Raw genomic sequence first — 22,194 nt, 5'->3', positions numbered from 1 at the left:
AGCGGGTGACCGATCCGCAAGCAGATTGCTGCCCAAGATTTCTCGCGCCTGATAGCGAAATCAGCAGCACTCATCATCATGTCGACACAACTGCACGATGAGAATGTTGCGTCTGGGAGAAGGAAGCGTTCCGCAAAATGAAAAGATTTCCCAATGACGCCAGTCCTGATCGTGATCTTGATCTTCTTCGCCGGCTTCGGCGTTGGCTACGCCGCGCGCGCGCGGCGATCGCGCAAGCGCAAACAGATGCGCCAGCTCTATGCACCCTATGGGCCCTCTGCGTCTCGGCCGGCTGCGCGGCGAGCATTCTGAGAGTATACAATCGGAAGGAGATCGGGCTGGTTCAGTCGCAGTATGGTCTCAGCGGATGGTGGAATAATTCCGCGATGACCAGGGTAACCATGTCCGGTTAGGTTAAATCGCAGCTGCCGTTGTCTGCCGGGATGACGGTAGCTAGGTTGCGCACGGATTTTCAGGCCAATGATTGCCACCGTGCACTGTTGAGTTGGGAATAGAGTTGATGATCTGGCTCTTTGCTCTGGTTGTATTGGTTGTGGGTGTGCCGCTGTTCGTCTGGGCCTATGGCCGCTGCCTCCATAAGTTAAGCGGTCCGTGGATTTTCGAGAGGGGCAACGCGCCATGACTGATCTCAGGAATAACGCTCCGCGGCGATATTTCGTTGATGCAGGCGGACGGCGCGTATTGATTGGGCTGACGCTTGAAGAAACCTTCGAGTTCGAACGGCTGGACAGTCAGCCGGTCGTTGATCTGGCCGATTGCCAGATCGTACGCGACGAGAGCGCCTTGCGGCCCGTTGCGGTCGAGCAGCGTTGGCAAGAGCTGTACGCCAAGCACGAAGGAGCCTGGAAGGCATGGATGGCGCAAAACCGTGGCGAGCAGCCCGTCGGCTTTAGCCTTTATTAACCATCCCGGACCCATTTTCTGGTCTGGCGCCTCCAACCGGAAAATGCACGCATGTTTCAGCTTTTCTTGCGGGCCCGTACCCATAACTTCCTGAGAGGCCACAGTCGGGCTGAGCAGGAGTTCCGTGCCCGTTCGCCCGAGCGCGACGCCGAAACCGATCAGGCCCGCATTGAGGCCATCATGACCGCGATCGAGGATGCCCTGCGTGCCGCCGAGCGCGAGCAATCAGGCCTGAACCGCCGGGTCGAGGATGTGCTGGCGCGGGCCGCCGTGACGTTCGGCAACGGCGATGACGAATATCTCGAGCGCGAGGACCTGGACAATCATCACCAGGATCTGTTCGACAAGGAGATTCTGAATGGCCAGCGCCGGCTCAAAGAACTGGGCTCCTCGATCGCGCATTTCAAATTCCTGAAGGCGGCTATGCTGAGCCGGTTTCCGGAGTTCAGGCCGCCGGCCAGTACTAACTAGCCGCCACGTAACACAAGCCGGACGCAACAGAGATCAGTCAGTCGCGCTCACCTCGGGCGAAGGCGCCTCAAGCTTCAGTATTGAAGAACTCGCTCGGGAAACGCCGGATTTGCAAAACGGGCGTAGGTTCGGACGCGCCCGTAATAGTAGTGCGGGTCCTCATCCTTAGTCCGTGGATCAAACGCATAGGAGTAGGCGCGCTCAAGCGAGCGGTGCCTGACATGAACTACAATCGGGCAGCCGCAGCGCGGGCCACAATAGGGATTCGGGCCGCGATCAATGTACGAGATGCTCGATGCGTGGCGTACCGCAACCGGCCGGACGGCATAGTCGGCGGCAAAGGAAGGTGCGGCGGAGACGGTCAGGCTCGACGCGAGCGCGAGAAGTCCAAGAACAGATCGCATGGCTGTATTTCCCCAGTTGGCGATAACCTTAGACGGTCCCGCGTAAACGGGCAAGCGAAGCGCGCAGGCCCGACCCGATCGGCTTAGCCGTGCAAGGTGGCGATGAAGGATGGATCAATTGCCTTGACCGCTTGATCGAGGAATCCCTTGCCCTGCTTTGACGCCCGCCGGTAGGCCTGAACGACCCCCGCTTTCAAGTCGGTCCGCCGCGTCAGCATCAGCCGCACGTCTCCCCGCGCCAGCTCCGCAAGGTCTGGGTCGATCAAGGCATCGAAAAGCGTTGCGGTATCAAGTCGCACCGGCATCAGCCGTGCGTCGTTGGGCGCCGTAAAGTACGTCATCTTCAGTGCGTCGAGCATGGCGGGGCCGCTGGGGTCGTGTTGACTCTCGAGCAGGGCGAGGGCGAGCCATAGGTCTGCGTCGTAGGGAGCCACGGAAAGCGCCTGCCTGACGCGCAAACGTGCACGCGCATTATCGGCGGTGGCGCCGCTGGCGGCTTTCCCGCGCTGGATCGTCTGCAGCGCGGCGATCAGGGCGTGATTGCCTTCGAGGTCGGACCTGAAGGGCGCAATCGTTTCGAGCCATCCTGGAGGCTCGTCGGCAGGCGCGGCGATTCTTCCCGAATCAGAGGGAAACTGTGGCCTTGGTATTGCGCTCAACTCTGCGGCCATGGATGCGAGGTCATAGCAGCACAGCGCGAGCCCAAGGGCAGTCAGAACGATGCGGAAGCGAATGGGATTCATCGGTAAACGGGACCCCGTCAAATGGCTAGGAGACTATCGCCCTGGATGGTCAGCAAGGTCAAATTGCCTGTTGCATAGGCGCCGGTGTCGATGTTGACCCGGTTGGGACGTATGTCCGGCTCTTGCACCGGCGTGTGTCCATGAACGATATATTTGCCGAAATGCCGCTCACTCTGGAGAAATTCCTCACGGATCCAGAGCAGGTCCTGTTCTTGCTGTTGCGCGAGCGGTACGCCGGGTTTGATGCCGGCGTGAACGAAGAAGAAATCCCCGCAGACGAACCGCAGCCGCAGGCTCTCGAAGAAGCGCTGCTGCTGGGAAGGAATTTTCGTCGCGAGCTCCTTGACCAGTTCGGTCTGCTCGGCTGCGTCGGGATTGAGTGAGGGTCTCAGACCGTAGGACGTGAGGGTCTGGAGGCCGCCGTATTGCTTCCACTGATCGAGCTGTGCCGGATCCTTGAGTACGTCCGCCAGGAAGGCCTCATGATTGCCCTTGAGGAACACCGACTCGTGCCTGAGCCCCCGCTCGATCAGCATTTCGATGGTCCGGCAGGAGTCCGGGCCGCGATCGATATAGTCACCGAGAAAGACGTGGATTGGGCGTCTGGAGCCGATGGTCGTCAAATCCTTGTCGATCACGGTGAACATTTGCTGAAGCAGATCGGCGCATCCGTGAATGTCGCTGATGGCGTAGATGCGAATCCCCTCCGGCAGTCTCGGCTTCCGCCTTTGCGTCTTCGCGCGTGACCATTTGAACATCTGGAGCTCTGGCGACCCGTGCAGCAGCGTGATTCGGATAGTTCGACCCTACCCACATAGTAAACGACTTCGGTAGGCGATGTGGCGCATTTGATCCTAATTGATGGTCAAATAGACCCGGAATTTCAAGCCTTTACATCTAGCTTCCCCGGCAAGGGAAATACGGGGATGCGACACATGCGCAAGTTTTCTGCTCTGGTTGCCACGGCCATCGTGGCGATGTCGATGGGAATCCAAGGGGCTCACGCCGGATTGTTGGGTATGCCGATGGGGCTGCAGGCTGCAATCCAGCGTATCAAGTTCGAAACGCCGACGATGCCGCCTTTTGCCTTCCTGCAGTTCTGCGTCCGATACGAGGACGAGTGCCGCAAGCGTCCGATGTTCCGTGGTGGACCGGTGAAGCTGACGGAAGAGCGTTGGGCCGAGTTGAAGCAGATCAATCAAAGCGTCAATCGCGAGATCGTTCCGGAACGGAATGATCTCGGGCTCGCCGCAGAGAAATGGCTGATCAATCCGGATCGCGGCGACTGCAACGACTATGCCGTCAGCAAGCGTCATGAACTTCTCAGCCGAGGCTGGCCGGCGCGTGCGCTTCTGCTGAGCGAAGTCATCGTCAGTTCGGGCGAACATCATCTGGTGCTGGTCGTCCGGACCAATGGCGGCGATCTGGTGCTCGACAATCTGACGCCGCAGATCAGGCCGTGGTCGCGCGCACCTTACCGGTGGGTACGGATCCAGACGCCGACCCATCACAGGCTCTGGGCGACGATTGCGGGCCGCGGCGTGTAAGGCGATCTACTTCAGCCTGCTGGTTCGGCCCACGCTCTGCGAGAGGCCGAGCCCAACGATGACCGTAGCGATGACCTGAACCTCGGGGCTAAGCAAGCTCGCATCACAAAAGGTTTCGGCAGCCACGATCAGGACGCTCGCCGCAGCCGCCGACGCGAAGACGGAATCTCGCCCTCGTCGTATGGCGCCGCCAAAGAGAAAAACGAAGAGGTGGAGGGCCAGCACCGCCAGAATTCCGAAGGCTGGCCATCCCCACTCGACCGCGATCGACAGCGCAGTCGTCGGCACTCCCTGCGGCGCGCTGCCGAAATCGCCATACACTGATGTCAGTGCGCGGAACGTTCCGACGCCGTTTCCGAGCCAAGGCGTATCAGCCAGGATTCGGGTCGCAAGCGCGAGCGCCTCGGTAGTCGAAGAGGTCGCGAAGCCGGCGATGCCGCCGGCCGAATTTCCCCGCAGATGCGGAAAGATGATCGCAACGGCAATCCCAGCAACGATGAGAAACAGGATCGTCGAGAGCCACGACTGAAAGCCGAGGCGACGAAGGATTGCAACGAATAGTAGCGCCGCCAGCCCGAGGATCAGGGCGGCAACCGCGAAGCCTGGGGCAAGGATCGCCGTTGCTGCTGTCGAAATGGCGACGCCGAGCAAGACCACGCTCAGTCGGCGCAGCAGTGGTGAGAAAGACGAGTCTTCGGTTGAATCCCTCCGGCTCAAATGCCGTTCGATGGTCATGATGGTAACCGCGCTGTTGCAGAGTGTTGCCAGCGAACCCATGGCGACAAACATGCTTGAAGCTGCACTATCCGCGGGGGGGATCATCGCGGCGAAAGGCTTGGTCTGGCCGATCAGAACTTCGGCGGACACAATCGTCACCACGATGGTCACGACGAAGAAAGTCGTCTCGGCCCGCTTGCGATCCCTTGCGACCAAAGCCGTGGAGATCATCAGCGCCAGCAGCGCTAGATAGGAGACGAGACTTCGCAGCGTAGCCCCGGGATCTGTACTGATATGCCCCCATTTCGAAACTTCGCCCATGGCGGTTGTCGCGGTCGACCAGATCGGGTTCGCGAGCGTGGCGAACGGTAGCGGCACGATTTGCAGCGCCATCCAGGCCACGGGAAAGATGATCGCGATCGATACGCGCCGTAGCAGCGGCGAAACGATCGACAAGTCGCCTTGCGGCACGGCTGCCGCGGTCAGCGTTGCGAGAACCGCCGCAGCCAGGATGACGCCATGCTGCGCGAGCGTGTCGTTCGCGATCGCAAGTGCAGGAATGGCGGCTAGAAGTATGGTGAGAAGTCGGAAGGCGATCAGCAAGTTTCAAAGCTTCGGGTGGTGACGTGACCGAGATATGACGGGTCACATCTGACGCAATTGCCACCCACTATCGCATATGGGAGGCGCAACGCCAAACTTTGCAGCGATCACTGCTTGCGGACCGGTAGCTCTCAGGCGGCACGATGGGGAAGGCGCGACCTCAGTGAGGCCGCCTCATCTCGTTCTTCTTGTAGAGCACCCCGACTGCAGCATCGCGAGACGATTTCGGCAGCAGAGGTGCCCGCAGGCCCAACAGCGCCGATCGTGCCAGCAAGCCGAACGCATAGCCGAACTGCGGCGTCATGCCGACCAGCAGACCGTACCCGCAGGCTTCGAGGAAGGTGGCGCCGGAGATGAGGTCGAACACAATCACGAACGGGATCGTCAATAGCGACAATGGCACCAGGATCCAGACGCGGAATGCCCACGCTAGGACTGCGCCCACGAGAAACAAGAAAATGGCGGCCGGAATCATGCGAAATCTCCGGTCGCCACCATTTCACCGGGTTCCCTAAGAAACTGTGAAATGAGAGGTTTCGACGACGCGGCTTCGCTATTTGGTTAAGCAGTTCGGCGGCAGGGAGCGGAGCGCTGCGGCCAGCCCTCGGATCGGCACGATGCCCTGGATTGGATTGGGCCGAGCCGCAATCTCGATCGACAATTCGGACGCCATTTGCCAAGCGCCGTTGGCCAGCGTGGATGCGAGCCCCGGCAACAGCAAGGCCTCTCCGCCCTGAATGACGGCCGCCTCAAATTCGGACCTTTTCGTGTCGCTCTTCACCACCACAGTTGGGTGACTGGCGCGAGAAAGCGGTTCGAGCAGGATCAGGACGGCCTGGAGCCCGTCCTGACCGCAGCGTAAGCTCAATCCGGCGAGGTTGATGTCCGATTTCGAGATGTCCGCAACGTGCATGATCGAGACGACTTCGGCGTTACTGCTCGAATCCCGTGTCTTAGCCAATCGCCATCCATCGCCAAGCATTGTCGTTTGGGATCGCGCGTTGGCAAGTCTTGAAGCCTCCTCGTCGCAGCTTTCGATTTGGCCCGCGCCGGCGCCGGGCACGCAATTCTGCAACCGCTGCGCGCGAGCGCCGGACACGCTGCACAGCACCACGAAAGCCAGGGCACATAAGACGCTAAAACGCACTTGCGCCATTGGTGAGGGGCGGCGTTGATGTCTGTTCACAAGGACCAGCTTGACGGCATGCTTACTTTGTTGGCAGTTGTTTATCATAAAGTTTTGATGTGCTGCGTCGCGCAATTTTATTGCATTGCAACAAAGTTTATGATCTTTAGAGTAAAAATAGACTTACCCGGCTGTATCGGGAGGCGACCTTGACCCCTCAGAGTTCGACTGAACTAGAGCAACGCGAGCGATTTGCAAAGCGCCTCGCAGAAACAGCGTCTGAGGGGGCCGGTAGCCTGTACCCAACCAATATCCCTGCCCAGAGCAGCCGTGCCGGCCACAAGCTGAAGCTTCCCTATTTTGCGCTCCAGAATGCGCTCGCATTCATCGATGCGTGCCTGATCGTCTCAGCGAGCCTGATTGGCGGCGGGCTCTATCAGATGTTCGTCATGGGCGACTTCAAGAATGCCGACCAGTTGCTCGGTGCGGGCATGACGGCGGCATTGCTGTATGTGCTGATTGGCCAGTCCAGCGGCTTCTATGACCTGCGGACCGCCTTCTCCAAGAGGAAGGATGTCGGACGGATTTTCGCGCAATGGGCGCTGGTGAGCCTGCTTCTCACCCTGCTCGCCTTTTTACTGAAAGCTGGTGCGTCCTTCTCCCGCGGCTCGATCATCTGCTTTGGGCTGTTGGCCCTGTCTCTGCTCTTGCTGTCCCGGCGCATTTCCAAGCGGTTCGTTGCGACCGCAGTTGCTGAGGGCCAAGTCCAGGGCCGGCGTGCGATCGTTCTCGGAACTCGCAATGAGCTTGCGACCCTCGGGGTCGATGAACTGCTTGAGCGGTTCGGTCTCACGGAGATCGAGCGCGTCGTTTTCTCCAGCAATGACAACACCCGGTTCGCGATGACTGAAGATGAATCGTCTTCTCTTGATCGGGCGCTGGCGATTGCGCGTGAGCGGGGCGCGAACGAGATCGTGCTCGCTTTCCCGTGGAACGATACGCGCAAGCTGGAGCTGGTTCGCGACCAACTGAGGATTTCGCCGCTTCCGGTGCAACTGCTTCCCGATCGACGAATCCGCTCGCTTGCCGAAAATCCCTCGTTCCGTCTTCGCAAATCCTTGTCGATTGAAATTCAGCGTGGTCCGCTGTCACGCGCCGAACAGCTTTCCAAGCGCCTTGTCGACGTGGCCGGGGCTGCGCTCGGCCTCATTGTCCTCACGCCCTTGATGCTGCTGAGCGCAATCGCGATCAAGCTGGATTCACCTGGGCCGGTGTTCTTCCGTCAGCGGCGCAAGGGTTTCAACGCCAAGCAATTCCCCATTTTCAAGTTCCGGACGATGACCGTGATGGAGGATGGGGCGACCGTCGTCCAGGCGAGGCGGTCCGATCCGCGTGTGACGAGGGTCGGGCGGATCCTGCGGCAGTCGAGCATCGACGAGGTTCCTCAACTACTGAACGTGCTCTTTGGCGACATGTCGCTTGTTGGGCCCCGCCCGCATGCGCTTGCGCATGACGACCACTATGGCGATCTGCTTTCCGCCTATGCGTTCCGGCACCATGTCAAACCGGGCATTACAGGCTGGGCGCAAGTCAGGGGATTCCGTGGCGAGACCGCGCGGGTGGAGCAGATGAAGGGGCGGGTCGACTGCGACCTCTGGTACATCAATAATTGGAGTTTGGCGCTGGACTTTAAGATTTTGGTCCTGACGTGTCTGGAATTGGTGCGGTCCCGCAACGCGTATTAGTTGAATCAGTGGCCTCGAAAGAAGCTTGCGCGAGCTTCCTTGGGCAGGAATCTGCTCAATTCTTGTTCGAATTTGGCCACCTGTAACTGCAGCGCAACAACTCCCGCTTACTTACGGGCTGTCATCCAAATCGCGTTGACTCAATTGGGTATTTCAACCAATCCTGACCTGCGTAAATTGTGATTGGGGATTGGTTTTGAACAGGGGCGTTTTCCGAGGGGCACTGGCGATTGTTGCCATGCTGAGCACGGCGGGGTGCTCGCTCATGCCGAGCTCTGGCCCGGAAGATCACGTTATCAAGAGCGAGGTCACGAAGGCCGGGCCCGACTATGGGTTGGTGAAGCTTACCGCGACTGCCGTTGATATCCTCAAAGAGTACGGTCCTGGCGCGATTGCAGGATCCTTCCCGGATAATCGTCCGCCTGCGTCGATCAAATTTGGCATTGGTGACGTTGTTTCCGTTACGATTTTCGAGGCTGCTGCCGGCGGTCTCTTCATTCCCGCTGAAGCGGGCGTGCGTCCGGGCAATTTCGTTCAGCTTCCGAACCAGAACGTCGATTCGGCCGGCAATATCACCGTTCCCTATGCGGGAGCCGTGAAGGCTGCGGGCCGCACACCGGGCGAAATCCAGCAGGATATCGTCCGTGCCATTGGTAACCGCGCCATTGAGCCACAGGTCGTGGTTGCCCTGATCACGCAGAACACGTCGTTGATCAGTGTGCTCGGCGAGGTCAATACGCCGCAACGCTTGCAGGCCAATGCGGCGGGTGAGCATGTCCTGGACGTGATCTCGCGAGCCGGCGGCATTAAGGGGCAGGGCTACGAAACGTGGGTCACGCTCGAGCGCAACGGCAAGCGTGCCACCGTGCCGTTTGGTGCGCTGGTCTATCAGCCTGCGAACAACGTTTGGGTCCACCCCAACGATACGGTCTACGTCTATCGTGAGCCGCAGGTCTTCTTGGCATTTGGTGCCCAAGGGCAACAGGGGCAATTCACGTTCGATATGTGGAAGATCAACATGGCGCAGGCCCTTGGCAAGGCAGGGGGACTGCTCGACGCGCAGGCTGAGCCGACAGGCGTTTACGTCTATCGGCGCGAGCCACGTGAGCTGGCCGAGCGACTGGGTGTTGACTGCTCGAAATACGTCGGGCCGCTGGTGCCGGTGATCTACAATGTCGACCTCAGAGATCCAGCCGGCTTCTTCCTGGCGACCAAGTTCGAGATGCGCGACAAGGACGTCCTGTTCGCTGCGAACGCGGCGACGGTGGATTCGGCAAAGTGGCTCCAATATGTGCGCCTGGTCATCGCGACCGCCAACGATACGACTGTCGCGGCGAACAACGTGCAGATATTGAGAATCAACTCCCGGCAGTGACGGGTTTAGCAAGAACCCTTCGCCGCTGGTCGGGTCTTGTCTCCATAATCCTGCTTTGTACCACAATGGTGGTCTCACCGATGCCGTTTGGCTCGGTGGGACTGCCGTCCATCGTCGTGTGGGTTGCCATGCTTGGGGTGGCCGGTGTACTCGCCTCTTTCCAGCGGCTGGACCCGCGACGCGCGATCGTACTTTTCTCCCTTTGGGTTTTCTGTGCATGCTGGGTGGTCGTCCTGCTGTTGCAGACTTGGCCGTCTGCGGCAACAGATCGGCTGGACCACCCGATCTGGGTTGAAACTGCCAATCTTCTGTCCACCCGCCTGGAGCCGGTTCCGTCCGCATTGCGATTCCAGCCGTTTCTGTCCCAGGGCCCTTTTCTGCTTGCCGTCCTCGCCCTGAGTTGCGCATTCGTGCTTGGGGCCAAGCGCAACTACGCGCGATCGATCTTCGCAACTTTTGCCTGCAGCGGCCTGCTCTATGCGATATTTGGTATCGTCTCCTATTTGATCGATCCGTCGAAGATCCTCGGATACGACAAGGCCGCTTATCTCGCGGAGCTGACGGCGACGTTCTACAATCGGAATACGGCCGCCATTTATTTCGGATGCTGTGCTGTGGTCTGGTCGGTGTTTCTCTCGGAAGCGATCCGAAGGCAGGCGCCTGGTAGGCTCAACCTGCGGGACTGGCGTTCGGTCTTGTACAGCGAATTGCTGCCGCCCGCGCTCGCATTGCTGGTCTGCCTCGTCGCCATGTTCATGACTCGCTCGCGGGCGGGATCGCTGGCGTCAGTGGTGGGGCTCATCGTCGCACTCCTCGGCTTCTTCTATCGATCCTTTGCCTCTCGCCATGCGCTGCTGGTCGCTGCGGCGGCGGCCGTCGTTGCCGCAGGCGTGCTGATACAGTTTCTCGGTGGCGCGGTTGCCGAACGGGTTAGCGTTGAAGGGGTGTCGGACCAGGGGCGGTGGCAAGCCTATCTTTCAACCTGGAGAATCATCGAAGATTACCCTTGGCTCGGAACCGGCCTCGGGTCGTTTGCGTGGGTGTTCCCGGGCTACCGGAGCCCGCTGATCTCAAGCTGGGGCGTCTGGGACCGTGCACACAACACGTTTCTGGAGCTCACCTCCGAGCTGGGGATCCCGCTAGGAGTCCTGCTCGCGCTGGGCTGGATCGCCATGATCGCGTTGCTGGTCCGCGGTATTCTGACGCGCCGACGAGGAGTCGGGTGTCCGGCCGCTGCGCTTGGCGTGCTGGTCGCCGCGACCCTGCATACGATAGTCGATTTTCCGCTTCAGATTCCGGCGTTTTCGATCGTCGCCTTTGCTGTTGTCGGTGCCGGATTGTCGCAGTCTTTCCGATCCCGGACTGCAAGGGCGCGGGACGGACCAGATGCAACTCTGGTGACGGATGAGTGATTTCAAAAAACGTGTGATTTCGGCTCAATTAAGCAATTAGCAATAAATCGCCTCAGGGATGCCATCTTGCACTGCAAAATGTGCTATATGGTCCTGAGAAACATGGTATAAATTAAGAAATTGAAGGAGTGCGTCATATGGGTAGGTCTGCAGCGAAATTGAACGGACGTGTTTTTCTTGCGACCGTTGCGACGACGGTCTTGCTTTGCCAGGGTGCCATGGCTGCGTGTCTGTCGCCCGACAAGCAGATGTCGCCCCAGGCAATTTCCGATTTCCTCAACAATCCTGCGTCGCTGCTGAACGACCCCGCGAACGCAAATCCGAACCCCAAATCGGCGAACGATCCCTTCACCAGGGCGATCGAAAACCTAGTCGCTTCAGACCCGCGGACGCTGCCCGTTGTGGTCGAGCTGCTCAAAACCGCCAACGTTGCACAGCAAGGTGCGATCGGTACGGGATTGGGAGGTGCGGCAAACGATTGTAAGGTCCCGGATCCCAAGTTCGCGACCGATATCGCCGAAGCGTTGGCGAAGGCGACATCTACGCCCGCTCAAACTAATTTCGCGCTCGCAACCGGCAATCCGATCGGAGCGACCGGCGGTGGCGGTGGCGGTGGCGCGGTGTCTGCCGGCGGCGTAGGCGGGGCCACCAATCCGACGACGTCCAGTTCTAGCGGCACTCCGACGGGCACCCCGTTTGCTTCGAGCGGGACCGCAACGACCGGAGTCAGTTATTTCGGCTCCAGCGTTTCAGGCATCAGCGCCGCCTCGACGTCGTCAACCAGTGTGAGCCAGTAGCGGACCTCCGCTCACTTTCGAAGGGACGCGAACGATCAGCCGGCAAGGACCGGCTGATCGATGTTGTACCGGTGAACAGGACGATTCATGCTTCAGGTTGACCCAAAGGCCCTTCGATCCTCGCCAACAGCACCAGAGCAGCCTCAACGTGAGGTGCTGACGTCGCAGGATTCGCTCCTCGCGGTGCGAGCTCTGATCCGCCGGCAGCTGCCCTATATCATCCTCACGGTCCTTGTCTGTGTCACCCTCGGGGCCGCCTACTGCATGACCGCGCAGAAGAAGTACACCAGCACGGCGGCGCTGATCATTGACAGTCGCAAGACGCAGATGCTCAATCAGCAATCGTCTTCGTCGCCGCTCGGGGTCGATACCCCATTGGATTCCGCGACGGTCGATAGTCAAGTCGAAATTCTGAAATCCGAGAAGGTCGCGCTGGCGGTCATCAAGGACCTCGACCTAATCCACAATCCCGAGTTCGTCAGCACGGAAACGAGCTGGCTCTCGTCGATCACGAAGCTGTTCTTTGCGAGCGAGCCATCCACCGAACGTTCGTTGACGCGCGTCGTTCTCTTTCAGCTTCAGAAGAATCTCACGGTGAAGCGCAAGGCGCTGAGCTATGTCATCGAGCTGTCCTACAAGTCCAGGGATCCGGAGTTGTCGGCGCAGATCGCCAACGCGATTGCGGAAGCCTATTTCATTGACGCGCTAGAGGCGAAATACCAGGCGTCGAAGCGCGCGGCCAGCTGGCTCCAGGACCGTCTCAAGGAGCTGCGCGCCCAGGCATCCTCCGCCGATCGTGCGGTCGCCGACTACAAGGCCAAGAATAACATCGTCGACACTGGCGGTCGGCTTCTCACCGAACAACAGCTTGCGGAGACGAACAGCGCACTCACGATCGCACGGGCGCAGACCGCGGAAGCGCAGGCGAGGTATGACCGGCTGTCGGCGATTTTGAGCGATGAAGATCGTGACGTAAACGACCTCTTCAAGGACATTGCCACGGTGACGGATTCCTTGCGGAACGATGTCATCACGCGACTGCGGCAGCAATATCTTGACCTCTCGGCGCGCGAGGCGGACTGGTCCAAGCGCTACGGCGCCCAGCATCTGGCGGTCGTTAATATTCGCAACCAGATGCGCGAGATCCGTAAGTCGATCACTGACGAGCTGCGCAGAATCGGCGAGTCCTACAAGAGCGACCTCGAGATCGCGAGAGCTCGCGAAGCATCGGTCCAAGCCAGCCTCAAGTCGACCATCGACCAGTCCAACGATACGAGTCAGGCACAGATCGTGCTGCGCGATCTCGATAGCAACGCGCAGAGCGCGCGTGCGTTGGCAGACAACTTCCTGCAGCTCTACATGCTGTCGGTCCAGCAGCAATCGTTCCCGATGACAGATGCACGTCTGATCACGGATGCTTCGCCGCCGCTGACCCCCAGCGATCCGAAGACGATGCTTATTATCCTTGCGGCTATTGTCGGCGGTTCCCTGCTCGGTTTTGCCGTCGGCTGGACACGAGATGCTCTGGACCAGGTGATCCGCACGCGCAATGATGCCGAGGCGCTCCTTGGGGTCAGCTGCCTCGCGGTCACGCCCAAAATCGGCAGTCAGGACGCGAAGGGCGTTAAGGCGCATCGTCGGACCTTGCTCGGTGGGGCTACGGGCCTGATTACAGGGCTGCTCGGCGGTCGCGGCGAACGTGGACCAGGACGCACAGAGCTCCGTGGCTCCGCGGTTGCCGGCGGTACGGCCCAGTCGGGCTCGCTGGTGATCGCCGACGACATCATGCGTTATGTGCAGGATTCGCCGTTCTCCCGCTTCACCGAGGCGGTCAGGTCCATCAAAGTGGCTGCCGACATCGCTTTCATGGACCACAAGACGCGAGTATTGGGCTTCACCTCAGCTTTGCCAAATGAAGGTAAGACAACGATCAGCGCGTCGTTCGCGCAGATTCTCGCGCTGGCAGGCAATCGGGTCGTCCTGGTCGACGCCGACATCCGTAATCCGTCGCTGAGCAGATCTCTGGCGCCCACGGCGACGCTTGGTTTGCTTGAGGTGGTCCTCGGCAAGACCGATCTTGAATCCGCGCTGTTGAGGGATCCTTCGACCCAGCTTGCCTTCCTGCCTACTGTCGTGCCGGATCGCATTGCCCAATCGTCGGAATTCCTGTCGTCGTCCGCCATGGCCAAAACGATGGAGGCTCTGCGGGAGAAATTTGACTGGGTCATCGTCGACCTGTCGCCGCTGGCGCCCGTCATCGACGTGCGTTCGACCTCCCGTCTGATCGACGCCTATGTGCTTGTGATCGAGTGGGGCCGTACGGAACGCGATACCATTACGCAGGCGCTCCGAGATGCTCCTATGCTGCATGACCAGATCATCGGAACCGTCTTAAACAAGGCCAACATCGACGTATTGAACCGGTATGATGCGCATCGCGGTAACTACTACTACAACAGCTATTATCATCGGTACGGTTACATCGATTGATCGCTGATGCAGATCCTCGCAAGGGGCGCTTTGTTCCCCCTCTTTGCCATCGGCATCGGTGCGATGGTCTGGGCGAACGAGGTTGGTCCATTGTCATGGAGCTACGCCGCGCTCGACGGTATCGCCGCGCGGATCATTCGCTTCGATAATCTGCCGACCGAAGTGATCGAAGGCGTTACCCCCGAGCTCGATGCACTCGATCGGTCCGACATCTGTCTCCCCAAGGCGATGCATAATGCTGCGATCATCCGGGGCCGGCTTGTTCAACTCGCGATCGAGAACTCCGATCCGGATGAACGCCAGAAGGCAGTAGCAGCAGCGAATAGGACGATCAGGAAGTCCTTGGCTTGCGCGCCGGCAGATTCGTTCTTGTGGTTTGCGCTGTTCTGGCTTGAGGCAATGCACGGAGGTTTCCACGAGGACCTCATTGGCTATCTGGCGAAATCCTACGAGCTGGGGCCCTATGAGGGGTGGATCGCTGTCAGAAGAAACAGCTACGCGCTCCTTGCCTATCCATTGTTGCCGCCGCAATTGCAGGACCGCGTCGTGAAAGAATTTGCCGCTATGGTCGATTCAGGCTTTTTGCGGGAGAGCACCGCCAACCTCATCGGTCCTGGTTGGCCGATCCGCAAGACCCTGCTGGCGGCTTTGTCCGATGTGCGCGAAAAATATAAAAAGCAGCTGGCAACGAACCTTCGGCGGGCCGGCATCGAAGTCGAGATTCCTGGTGTCTCGATGCCGGAGCTGCGTCCCTGGCAGGTCGATTAACGCGCGGCTACTAACGATCGCCGCGACAGACCGTTTTCCATTCACAACGCTGAAACGCGTCGCAGACCTGTTGCTCCCGGCAGGCGGAACGGCTGCCGGCGAGCGGAGGGGGCCCCAACGTGCTGGTGCCGGACCGGGCACATGTCGTTGCTGGACAGATCGGCGCAATGTCGAAGGTGTTGCTGCAAGCTGGCCGAATCTGGCCGTCCACGCAGGTGCAGGAGCAGCCCGCGAACGCACTCGTCACGGACGTCAACGTCATGAAAAAGACCGTGGCGACCATCAATCGTCGTATCATCATCTGAAATTTCCGGATCCGTACGGTTAATCAGCAATCTTTTTGCTGCCGCCGCCACGATAGGCCTCGGTCAGCAATTTTCCGTCGGCGGCGCGGGACAGGTCAATCGGGGACTTGATCAGCCGCTTTTGGTACATATACGCGTACATTTCAGTCCATTTGTGCTTTAAGACCTCACCAAAACGAGCTCCTCCCGGCCTCAGGAACTCGCGTTGCTGTTCGAGTGAGCGTCGTAGCAGACCGATCTCGTTTACGTGGTTCGCCGGCGGCGCGAGCATCGAGGCGGTCCGATCGATATCCGCATAGACGAGGTCCCAACCCGCTATCAGCGCTCGGAGAAAGCGGATGATAGCATCCGAGTTCTGTCGGATATTGGCTTCGGTCGTGACATAGGCCGTTCCCGCAATATGAACGCCATATTGCCGGGGATCAAGGAAATCGTAGTCCACGCCGTTCCGATCGAATGCCACGTTGTCTACACCAACGTGGCCCACGAGTACATCGAGCGAGTTGTCGAGTATCCCCGCCGGCCCGGCACTGGTCGCGACCTCGGTTAGGCTGGATCTGGAAACAGAGTTCTTTCCAAGAAACCATTCGAAGACCAATCCGGTATCGGACTTGGAATCGTATCCAACCTTCTTGCCACCGAGATCGTCCGGGGACCGTATCTTGCGATCGCGCCGGAAATAGAAAACGACCGAACTATCTATATAATTGCTCGCAATAGCGACTAGCGGAACTCCCGCAGCCCGCGCAATCAAGAATTCTCGGACATTCTGCAATCGTATGACGATGGAGTCTCCGTTCTGAAGATTCAAGTCGTTGCCGTCGACGTTCTCAATCCGCACAGAAAGACCATGCTTGGCAAACAGTTCGGCCTTCAATGCGACAATTGCGCCAGCCGCCGACACGTCCGTTTGATCAACTAATTGCAGTACGATTGGTGTGATATCTGCGGCGGAAGCGTAGTTGTGCAAGGACCCGGTCAAGCTCCCAAGGCACACGGCTAGAATGCGGATGAGCTGACTAAGCTTCAGTCGGCGAGAAGGCGGCCCGGCATTTTTCGGGGTCATGCGGCGGCGCCCGGCTAGTTGAAGTCTTCGGTGTAAGCAAAGCGGAATTCCTTATCCGGCGAGTATCCCAGGGTCTGCTGCCGGCGCGTGTAACCTGAAATTGTGGTCTGGAAACACGTCGTGGACTGGTAGTAGCAAGCCTTTAGCTTGATGGGATAGCTGCACGCGTTCGCGATCAGCAGAACATGTTCAGAAATCTGCGGATTGACGATTTGCGCTTTGACGAGACCGTTGACCGTAACGCAAGCTTGTCCTGTAACAGTTTTGTGTTGATTCGGTTGTCCGAGATACCGATTGCTGTCGTTCTTGTCAGGAAGCGCGAGGCTCCCTGTGCCGCCAACGACGGGAGGATTTCGGAGATTCTGCATACCGCCCGCCGCCGGCGGGGCCTGCATGGGTGTTTGTGCCGACGCCACGGCGCAAGCTGAGAGAGTGTAGGCGAGGGCCCCCAAGAGGCGCATAAGCGATGAGTTCCGGTTCATGTACGGGTGTTCGTGTATAGACGCGATTTAGAGGGTTTGGATGGCTCCTTCCGCGACCGTCGGCCCGCCCAAGGATCGGGCTCCAATGTCTAATTCTGTAGCAGAAATTTCAATAGGCTACTGATCACGAGCACGCCAATGGCCCGACATGCTTGCTCGTCTGGAAATGGGTGCGCATGCCCTCGATACGCCCAAATAAGCTGTGATGAAGAAATCGGCTGGGCTTTGAATCTGGGAGCATCTATGAATCGAGTTGATTGCATGCATATTCTAGGCCCAGACGTTACTGATCGATGATAGTTGATTTTCAGGTCATCATGCTGTTTGAGCACGAACAGGCATACGGCTGGTAGGATAGTGGCACGCTCAAGTAAACTACAGAGGTCGCTGGACAGATATCTTGGGATTCCGACGATCCGCGTCGTTGGACTGATGCGCGCGCGCCGGGGTCAGTTGCCTCAGGCCATCACGCGCATAGGCCTGATTCAACCGTCTGCGATCGGCGACATGTTCCTCATCTCCGGTCTGGTGGCTCATCTCCACCGACTGTACCCATCCTCAGAGATTCACATCTTCCACAGCGTGTTCAACGGAAGTGCCGTGCAGTTTCTTTTGCCGGAAGTAATAGGTCATCGCTGCGATTTCACCAATCCGCGGTCGGCGCTGCGGGAGCTCAGGAACAGCAGGCTCGACATCCTGATCAATTGTGCGCCGTGGACAAGGCTGACGGCTTTGTTGACCTTGCTGTCGGGCGCTAAGGCAACCTTCGGCTTTCGTTCCAAGGGACAGGGCATTCATCCTGCCTTCGACGTGACAGTTCCCTATCGCAGTGATCGCCACGAAATCGCAAATCATCGTGCGATGGCGGAGCTCTTCGGTCCTCTCGATACATATCGATTGACAATCCGCCCGCTGGAGCGATCTCCCTCGAAGGCGCTGCCTTACGACAGGCTGTTGCTCATGCACGCCACGCCCGGCGGGTCGGCCGCGAGACCAAAGTCCTGGCCACAGGCATGCTGGGCCGAGCTGGTTCGTCGTCTGACCAGCAAGGGGTTCGTTATCGGCTTCACAGGTACGCAAGCCGACGAGGCAGCTGTCGGCTCGATTCTCGATGCGGCGAAAGTGTCGAGCGAGAGCGCGTTTTCGCTCGCCGGCTCCCTCAGCCTTCCGGAACTGGCCTATGCGCTGAATCGGGCGAGGCTGCTCGTGACCGTCGACACGGGCGTCGCGCATCTCGCCGCGGCGCTGGACGCGCCCGTCGTGTGCCTTCACGGGCCCACGCGTTTCGCGCGCTGGGGCGCGTGTAACAGCAGGGCCACCGGCGTCGATTCATCGCATCCGGCGGCAGGTTATATTCACTTTGGCTTCGAGAGCCATCCGCAGCAGAACGATATCATGGAGACGATATCGGTGGATGCGGTCGAGGCTGCCGTCATCGAAAGGCTCTTAGGAACGAGCGAATCCGGTCGCGAGAGCACAGAAGACCCTGCTGCGCCGCGCGACGGGTCGTCGGCGCTTGAACAGAGGGCGCGGCGTTCAGCGACGTCCTGACGCCGTGCTTTGATCAAGCCTTCGTGGCTTCTGTCGTGAGCATATGCTCAATCTGGTCGCAGATTCCGTGCGCCGACATTAGGTGGATTTGCTGAATCACGGGCGTGTCTTCCGTCGGCGCGATCAGGACGTGATCGCAGAAGGCTCTCATGCTCTCACCCCTTGCACCGGTAAAACCCACGGTGATCAAGCCCTTGGCCCGCGCGGCCTTCATCGCCGCGAGGATGTTGGGTGATTTTCCCGACGTGGTGAGGCCGAGCAGAACGTCTCCCGGCTGACCCAACCCCTGCACTTGGCGGGCAAAAACCTCTTCATAGCTGTAGTCATTCGAGATTGCAGTAAGGGCCGAGGTGTCCGTCGTGAGGGCAATTGCTGCCCATGCCGGTCGTTCGCGCTTGTAACGGCCGATGATCTCTGCCGCGATGTGTTGCGCATCCGCCGCACTACCGCCGTTGCCAATCAACAGCAGCTTCTTGCCGGACTTCAATGCGGCAGCGATGTCGCTTGCGATGGTGTGCAGGGTGGCGAGCAGCTCAGGACTCTGTACCGCGCGGGTCAGTCCATCCACTGAACTCTGAAAGTGTGCTGAAATTCGATCCTGGGGCAAGGTAACCGCATTCGCTCTAGAGTTAACGATAATCAGCCGGCATCGAAATCATCAACGCGCAAGCTGGAGTGAAACTAGACGAGAATTACGACAATTCCTTCGTCAGTTGTTTGTCGCTGATCCGTCGTTCTGCAATGGCTGTGCCACAGTGTAGAGCGTGACTGGCGTGATCATGTCAATGCCGTAAGCCCGGGAATGCACTCGCGAATTAACTTCGTTGCCGTGTCTGATCTCGATCCGCTATGCGCGTGCTTCAAACCGGGCGACGAAAGCGCTAACAGCAGGTCTACGGGTAAGATCAAGATGACGCTCCGCTGAAGGTTAACAGTGAATAGTTGTTCATTTTGAGGCGATCAGTGTCAGGAATTCTCCTTAACCGTATGAGATAAGGCCGCAGCCGGCGGATTCAGGCGCAATTTTTGCTCCTGTCGTTTGGGGGTTCGCCGGATCGGCGCTGGCGACAAGAGACTGTCTAGGAGAACAATCGATGTTTCTGGTGACTGGAGGAGCCGGCTTTATAGGCTCCAACATCGTGGCTGCGCTCAACGAGGCAGGGCGTGCAGATATTGCAGTGTGCGACTTCCTCGGCAACGACGGTAAATGGCGCAATCTCGCCAAGCGTCAGCTCGCCGACGTGGTGCCGCCTGCAGATCTTCCGGCTTGGCTCGAAGGTCGCAAGCTCGACGCTGTCATCCATATGGGCGCGATCTCGGAAACGACGGCGACCGACGGCGATCTAGTCATAGAGACCAATTTCCGGTTGTCCACGCGACTGCTCGACTGGTGCACGGCCAATGCAACGCCGTTTATTTACGCATCTTCGGCCGCGACCTATGGCGACGGCGACCAAGGCTTCGTCGATGATTTTTCGCTCGATGCCCTCAAGAAGCTTCGCCCGATGAATCTGTACGGCTGGAGCAAGCATTTGTTCGATCTCTTGGTCGTTGAGCGGCTCGCGAAGGGCGCCAAAATGCCGCCGCAATGGGCAGGCCTGAAATTCTTCAATGTGTTCGGGCCGAATGAATATCACAAGGGCTCGATGATGAGCGTGCTGGCGCGCCGGTTCGACGACATCAAGTCGGGCAAGACGGTCCAGCTGTTCAAATCGCACCGCGAGGGCATTGCCGACGGTGACCAGCGTCGCGACTTCATTTATGTCGATGACGTCGTGCGCGTCATCATGTGGTTGCTGTCCTCGGGTAACGCCAGCGGCATCTTCAATGTCGGCACCGGCAAGGCGCGAAGCTTTCGCGATCTCATCGTGGCGGCCTACGATGCCCTCGGCGCAAGCCCGAGGATCGAGTACATCGATATGCCGATGCAGATACGCAACAGCTATCAGTACTTCACGCAAGCCGCCGTCGAGCAGCTGCACGGCTCCGGTTACAATGGAGGCTTCACCTCGCTCGAGGAGGCGGCGTCCGCCTATGTCAGGAACTTTCTCGATAGGCCTGATCGCTACCGCTAATCGCTCAACAGGACTGGGAAGCTCAGATGTTCGATTTTGAATTGCTCTCGAAGACCATCGTTCGCCAGACCGTTTTGTGCGTCGGCGATGTGATGCTGGATGAATTCGTCTATGGCGAGGTGTCACGCATCTCGCCGGAGGCGCCGACGCCCGTGCTGGCGGTCCAGCGCAGCGAAACGAACATCGGCGGCGCAGGCAACGTTGCGAGGAACATCACCGCCCTCGGTGCCCGCTGTATCTTCCTCAGCCTGATCGGCGATGATATGACCGGAAGGTTCCTGAAGGCAGAACTTGCGAGCGACCCGCTGATCGAGCCCGCGCTGATCGTCGACCGAGATCGTCCGACGACGCGGAAGACGCGGTATGTCTCGGAGCATTTTTCCACGCATATGCTGCGCGCGGATGCCGAGCGAGCCGCGGCCGCGTCGGAGCTGATTGAGCAGCAGCTCATCAACTCTGCCGTCGCGGCTCTGCCGCGCGCCGACGTGGTGCTGTTGTCCGATTATGCCAAGGGCGTGCTGACGGCCCGTGTTGTTCGTCACATTATTGACGAGGCCCGCAGGCTCGGCAAACCCGTGATCGTCGATCCAAAGAACGCTAATCTCGCATTCTATCGCGGAGCGACCTTGCTCACACCGAACCGCAAGGAGTTTTCCGAAGCAACGCGCCGTCGTATTTTGTCCGACGAGGACATTGCCGAGGCGTCGGTTGAGGCGCTGCGGACCGCCGATGCGGAAGCGATCCTGGTGACGCGCAGCGAAGATGGGATGACGCTTGCGCATCGCAACGGCGATCTGATTCACGTGCCGGCGCTGCCATCGAAGGTTCGAGACGTCTCCGGAGCGGGCGACACAGTTGTGGCTGTCATTGCAGTCACTCTGGCTACCAGAGCCGATTGGGAGGATGCGCTTCGTTGCGCCACGGCGGCCGCCGCGGTTGCCGTGAGTAAGCCCGGAACCGCCACCGTTTCACTCTCGGAACTGCGTCGGAAGATATTGCCGGCTGCGTCCCTCACGGCCGAGGAGAAGATCGCGATGAGCGCGGATATTCTGAAAGCGCAGGTCGATGAATGGCAGAAGGAAGGCCAGCGGGTTGGATTTACCAATGGCTGCTTCGATATCCTCCATCCCGGCCACGTTCGCGTTCTGACGCAGGCGCGCGCGGCTTGCGACAGGCTGGTCGTGGGTCTCAACAGCGATGCCTCGGTGCGTCGTCTGAAGGGCCCGGAGCGCCCGGTTCAGGAGGAGCGGGCAAGGGCCGAGGTGCTTGCTGCGCTTGAAGCGGTGGATCTGGTCGCGATCTTCGAGGAAGACACCCCTTTGAATCTGATCTCGACGATCCGGCCTAGCGTGCTGGTGAAAGGCGGCGACTACACCCGTGAACAGGTCGTCGGACACGAGATCGTGACGGCCTATGGTGGAGAGATCGTCATCGTGGACATTCTGCAAGGGCACAGCACAACCTCGCTGGTAAGGCGGGCGCGCGAAAAGCGCGCCTGATCGACCGTAAGGTCGGCAACAGTCCGCCATTGTACCGACATCTTGTCGATGTCGATTGCCTCGCGGTGTCTGATGGGGGAAGCCTCGTCACGCC

23 protein-coding genes are annotated in these 22,194 nt (G+C 59.3%); 14 read left to right on the top strand and 9 right to left on the bottom strand.

Features of this window, described 5'->3' with window-relative positions:
* Positions 1 to 153 precede the first annotated feature (153 nt).
* The 3 genes from AC1RUR_RS27925 to AC1RUR_RS27915 all read left to right on the top strand — a co-directional run bounded on the left by AC1RUR_RS27925 (position 154) and on the right by AC1RUR_RS27915 (position 1,395).
* Positions 154 to 312: a hypothetical protein gene (locus AC1RUR_RS27925; RefSeq protein WP_492849995.1), complete on the top strand. Its 159-nt coding sequence runs from the start codon at positions 154 to 156 to the stop codon at positions 310 to 312.
* A gap of 327 nt (positions 313 to 639) precedes the next feature.
* Positions 640 to 924 (top strand): hypothetical protein, encoded by a 285-nt coding sequence (locus AC1RUR_RS27920; RefSeq protein WP_492849993.1) that lies wholly within the window; start codon positions 640 to 642, stop codon positions 922 to 924.
* A gap of 51 nt (positions 925 to 975) precedes the next feature.
* Entirely contained in the window at positions 976 to 1,395 is a 420-nt protein-coding gene (locus tag AC1RUR_RS27915) for a hypothetical protein (RefSeq protein ID WP_492849991.1), read from the top strand.
* Positions 1,396 to 1,469: 74 nt separating this feature from the next.
* Here the strand turns inward: AC1RUR_RS27915 and AC1RUR_RS27910 are convergent, their stop codons facing one another.
* The 3 genes from AC1RUR_RS27910 to AC1RUR_RS27900 all read right to left on the bottom strand — a co-directional run bounded on the left by AC1RUR_RS27910 (position 1,470) and on the right by AC1RUR_RS27900 (position 3,300).
* Entirely contained in the window at positions 1,470 to 1,799 is a 330-nt protein-coding gene (locus AC1RUR_RS27910) for a hypothetical protein (protein WP_492849989.1), read from the bottom strand.
* Between the two features lie 83 nt (positions 1,800 to 1,882).
* On the bottom strand, positions 1,883 to 2,542 hold the full coding sequence (locus tag AC1RUR_RS27905) for a hypothetical protein (RefSeq protein WP_492849987.1): 660 nt from the start codon (positions 2,540 to 2,542) through the stop codon (positions 1,883 to 1,885).
* Between the two features lie 17 nt (positions 2,543 to 2,559).
* Positions 2,560 to 3,300 (bottom strand): metallophosphoesterase family protein, encoded by a 741-nt coding sequence (locus AC1RUR_RS27900; RefSeq protein ID WP_492849985.1) that lies wholly within the window; start codon positions 3,298 to 3,300, stop codon positions 2,560 to 2,562.
* An 81-nt stretch (positions 3,301 to 3,381) separates the two neighbouring features.
* Between AC1RUR_RS27900 and AC1RUR_RS27895 the strand changes: the two genes are divergently transcribed.
* Positions 3,382 to 4,089 (top strand): transglutaminase-like cysteine peptidase, encoded by a 708-nt coding sequence (locus tag AC1RUR_RS27895; RefSeq protein WP_492849983.1) that lies wholly within the window; start codon positions 3,382 to 3,384, stop codon positions 4,087 to 4,089.
* A 6-nt stretch (positions 4,090 to 4,095) separates the two neighbouring features.
* Here AC1RUR_RS27895 and AC1RUR_RS27890 read toward each other — a convergent pair whose 3' ends face one another.
* From AC1RUR_RS27890 to AC1RUR_RS27880, 3 genes are all read right to left on the bottom strand, one after another.
* The gene (locus AC1RUR_RS27890; RefSeq protein WP_492849981.1) at positions 4,096 to 5,409 is read right to left on the bottom strand and encodes an O-antigen ligase family protein; all 1,314 of its coding nucleotides are present in this window, start codon (positions 5,407 to 5,409) and stop codon (positions 4,096 to 4,098) included.
* Positions 5,410 to 5,569: 160 nt separating this feature from the next.
* Positions 5,570 to 5,884 (bottom strand): hypothetical protein, encoded by a 315-nt coding sequence (locus AC1RUR_RS27885; RefSeq protein ID WP_492849979.1) that lies wholly within the window; start codon positions 5,882 to 5,884, stop codon positions 5,570 to 5,572.
* A 78-nt stretch (positions 5,885 to 5,962) separates the two neighbouring features.
* Complete coding sequence (locus AC1RUR_RS27880; protein WP_492849977.1) at positions 5,963 to 6,670, bottom strand: hypothetical protein; 708 nt, start codon at positions 6,668 to 6,670, stop codon at positions 5,963 to 5,965.
* Positions 6,671 to 6,744: 74 nt separating this feature from the next.
* Here AC1RUR_RS27880 and AC1RUR_RS27875 point away from each other — a divergent pair, with 74 nt between their 5' ends.
* From AC1RUR_RS27875 to AC1RUR_RS27845, 7 genes are all read left to right on the top strand, one after another.
* Positions 6,745 to 8,280, top strand: a complete 1,536-nt coding sequence (locus AC1RUR_RS27875) for an undecaprenyl-phosphate glucose phosphotransferase (RefSeq protein WP_492849975.1) — start codon at positions 6,745 to 6,747, stop codon at positions 8,278 to 8,280.
* Between the two features lie 238 nt (positions 8,281 to 8,518).
* Positions 8,519 to 9,655 carry a polysaccharide biosynthesis/export family protein gene (locus AC1RUR_RS27870; protein ID WP_492849973.1) on the top strand — a complete coding sequence of 379 codons (1,137 nt, stop codon included), beginning with the start codon at positions 8,519 to 8,521 and terminating at the stop codon, positions 9,653 to 9,655.
* An 80-nt stretch (positions 9,656 to 9,735) separates the two neighbouring features.
* The gene (locus tag AC1RUR_RS27865) at positions 9,736 to 11,067 is read left to right on the top strand and encodes an O-antigen ligase family protein (protein ID WP_492849971.1); all 1,332 of its coding nucleotides are present in this window, start codon (positions 9,736 to 9,738) and stop codon (positions 11,065 to 11,067) included.
* 137 nt (positions 11,068 to 11,204) lie between these two features.
* Complete coding sequence (locus AC1RUR_RS27860; RefSeq protein WP_492849969.1) at positions 11,205 to 11,864, top strand: hypothetical protein; 660 nt, start codon at positions 11,205 to 11,207, stop codon at positions 11,862 to 11,864.
* A gap of 87 nt (positions 11,865 to 11,951) precedes the next feature.
* The gene (locus AC1RUR_RS27855; RefSeq protein WP_492849967.1) at positions 11,952 to 14,354 is read left to right on the top strand and encodes a polysaccharide biosynthesis tyrosine autokinase; all 2,403 of its coding nucleotides are present in this window, start codon (positions 11,952 to 11,954) and stop codon (positions 14,352 to 14,354) included.
* A gap of 6 nt (positions 14,355 to 14,360) precedes the next feature.
* Positions 14,361 to 15,122 carry a hypothetical protein gene (locus AC1RUR_RS27850; protein WP_492849965.1) on the top strand — a complete coding sequence of 254 codons (762 nt, stop codon included), beginning with the start codon at positions 14,361 to 14,363 and terminating at the stop codon, positions 15,120 to 15,122.
* Positions 15,123 to 15,241: 119 nt separating this feature from the next.
* The gene (locus AC1RUR_RS27845) at positions 15,242 to 15,427 is read left to right on the top strand and encodes a hypothetical protein (RefSeq protein WP_492849964.1); all 186 of its coding nucleotides are present in this window, start codon (positions 15,242 to 15,244) and stop codon (positions 15,425 to 15,427) included.
* A 19-nt stretch (positions 15,428 to 15,446) separates the two neighbouring features.
* Here AC1RUR_RS27845 and AC1RUR_RS27840 read toward each other — a convergent pair whose 3' ends face one another.
* Both AC1RUR_RS27840 and AC1RUR_RS27835 read right to left on the bottom strand, forming a co-directional pair.
* Positions 15,447 to 16,493 (bottom strand): ABC transporter substrate-binding protein, encoded by a 1,047-nt coding sequence (locus AC1RUR_RS27840; RefSeq protein ID WP_492849962.1) that lies wholly within the window; start codon positions 16,491 to 16,493, stop codon positions 15,447 to 15,449.
* 14 nt (positions 16,494 to 16,507) lie between these two features.
* The gene (locus AC1RUR_RS27835) at positions 16,508 to 16,888 is read right to left on the bottom strand and encodes a hypothetical protein (RefSeq protein WP_492849960.1); all 381 of its coding nucleotides are present in this window, start codon (positions 16,886 to 16,888) and stop codon (positions 16,508 to 16,510) included.
* Between the two features lie 594 nt (positions 16,889 to 17,482).
* Here AC1RUR_RS27835 and AC1RUR_RS27830 point away from each other — a divergent pair.
* Positions 17,483 to 18,526 (top strand): glycosyltransferase family 9 protein, encoded by a 1,044-nt coding sequence (locus AC1RUR_RS27830; protein WP_492849958.1) that lies wholly within the window; start codon positions 17,483 to 17,485, stop codon positions 18,524 to 18,526.
* A gap of 13 nt (positions 18,527 to 18,539) precedes the next feature.
* Here the strand turns inward: AC1RUR_RS27830 and AC1RUR_RS27825 are convergent, their stop codons facing one another.
* A complete protein-coding gene (locus tag AC1RUR_RS27825) occupies positions 18,540 to 19,133 on the bottom strand; it encodes a D-sedoheptulose 7-phosphate isomerase (RefSeq protein ID WP_492849956.1) in 594 nt (197 codons plus the stop codon).
* 487 nt (positions 19,134 to 19,620) lie between these two features.
* Between AC1RUR_RS27825 and rfaD the strand changes: the two genes are divergently transcribed.
* Together rfaD and rfaE1 are read left to right on the top strand one after the other, a co-directional pair.
* Positions 19,621 to 20,601: an ADP-glyceromanno-heptose 6-epimerase gene (rfaD, locus tag AC1RUR_RS27820; protein WP_492849954.1), complete on the top strand. Its 981-nt coding sequence runs from the start codon at positions 19,621 to 19,623 to the stop codon at positions 20,599 to 20,601.
* Positions 20,602 to 20,627: 26 nt separating this feature from the next.
* The gene (gene rfaE1 / locus AC1RUR_RS27815) at positions 20,628 to 22,100 is read left to right on the top strand and encodes a D-glycero-beta-D-manno-heptose-7-phosphate kinase (RefSeq protein ID WP_492849952.1); all 1,473 of its coding nucleotides are present in this window, start codon (positions 20,628 to 20,630) and stop codon (positions 22,098 to 22,100) included.
* Positions 22,101 to 22,194 lie beyond the last annotated feature (94 nt).

Source organism: Bradyrhizobium sp. GW821-FHT12B03, from assembly GCF_058807535.1.
Note: the sequence above shows the minus strand (reverse complement) of the source record. Positions and strands in the feature narration are given on the sequence as shown.

Excerpts from the sequence above, each read along its gene's own strand:
- AC1RUR_RS27905 (WP_492849987.1), bottom strand. The coding sequence starts at position 2,542 with ATGAATCCCATTCGCTTCCGCATCGTTCTGACTGCCCTTGGGCTCGCG.
- AC1RUR_RS27855 (WP_492849967.1), top strand. The coding sequence starts at position 11,952 with ATGCTTCAGGTTGACCCAAAGGCCCTTCGATCCTCGCCAACAGCACCA.
- AC1RUR_RS27830 (WP_492849958.1), top strand. The coding sequence starts at position 17,483 with ATGTTCCTCATCTCCGGTCTGGTGGCTCATCTCCACCGACTGTACCCA.
- AC1RUR_RS27850 (WP_492849965.1), top strand. The coding sequence starts at position 14,361 with ATGCAGATCCTCGCAAGGGGCGCTTTGTTCCCCCTCTTTGCCATCGGC.
- rfaE1 (WP_492849952.1), top strand. The coding sequence starts at position 20,628 with ATGTTCGATTTTGAATTGCTCTCGAAGACCATCGTTCGCCAGACCGTT.
- AC1RUR_RS27835 (WP_492849960.1), bottom strand. The coding sequence starts at position 16,888 with ATGCAGGCCCCGCCGGCGGCGGGCGGTATGCAGAATCTCCGAAATCCT.
- AC1RUR_RS27865 (WP_492849971.1), top strand. The coding sequence starts at position 9,736 with ATGCCGTTTGGCTCGGTGGGACTGCCGTCCATCGTCGTGTGGGTTGCC.
- AC1RUR_RS27925 (WP_492849995.1), top strand. The coding sequence starts at position 154 with ATGACGCCAGTCCTGATCGTGATCTTGATCTTCTTCGCCGGCTTCGGC.
- AC1RUR_RS27870 (WP_492849973.1), top strand. The coding sequence starts at position 8,519 with ATGCTGAGCACGGCGGGGTGCTCGCTCATGCCGAGCTCTGGCCCGGAA.
- AC1RUR_RS27915 (WP_492849991.1), top strand. The coding sequence starts at position 976 with ATGTTTCAGCTTTTCTTGCGGGCCCGTACCCATAACTTCCTGAGAGGC.
- AC1RUR_RS27910 (WP_492849989.1), bottom strand. The coding sequence starts at position 1,799 with ATGCGATCTGTTCTTGGACTTCTCGCGCTCGCGTCGAGCCTGACCGTC.
- AC1RUR_RS27840 (WP_492849962.1), bottom strand. The coding sequence starts at position 16,493 with ATGACCCCGAAAAATGCCGGGCCGCCTTCTCGCCGACTGAAGCTTAGT.
- AC1RUR_RS27920 (WP_492849993.1), top strand. The coding sequence starts at position 640 with ATGACTGATCTCAGGAATAACGCTCCGCGGCGATATTTCGTTGATGCA.
- AC1RUR_RS27885 (WP_492849979.1), bottom strand. The coding sequence starts at position 5,884 with ATGATTCCGGCCGCCATTTTCTTGTTTCTCGTGGGCGCAGTCCTAGCG.
- rfaD (WP_492849954.1), top strand. The coding sequence starts at position 19,621 with ATGTTTCTGGTGACTGGAGGAGCCGGCTTTATAGGCTCCAACATCGTG.
- AC1RUR_RS27900 (WP_492849985.1), bottom strand. The coding sequence starts at position 3,300 with ATGTTCAAATGGTCACGCGCGAAGACGCAAAGGCGGAAGCCGAGACTG.
- AC1RUR_RS27860 (WP_492849969.1), top strand. The coding sequence starts at position 11,205 with ATGGGTAGGTCTGCAGCGAAATTGAACGGACGTGTTTTTCTTGCGACC.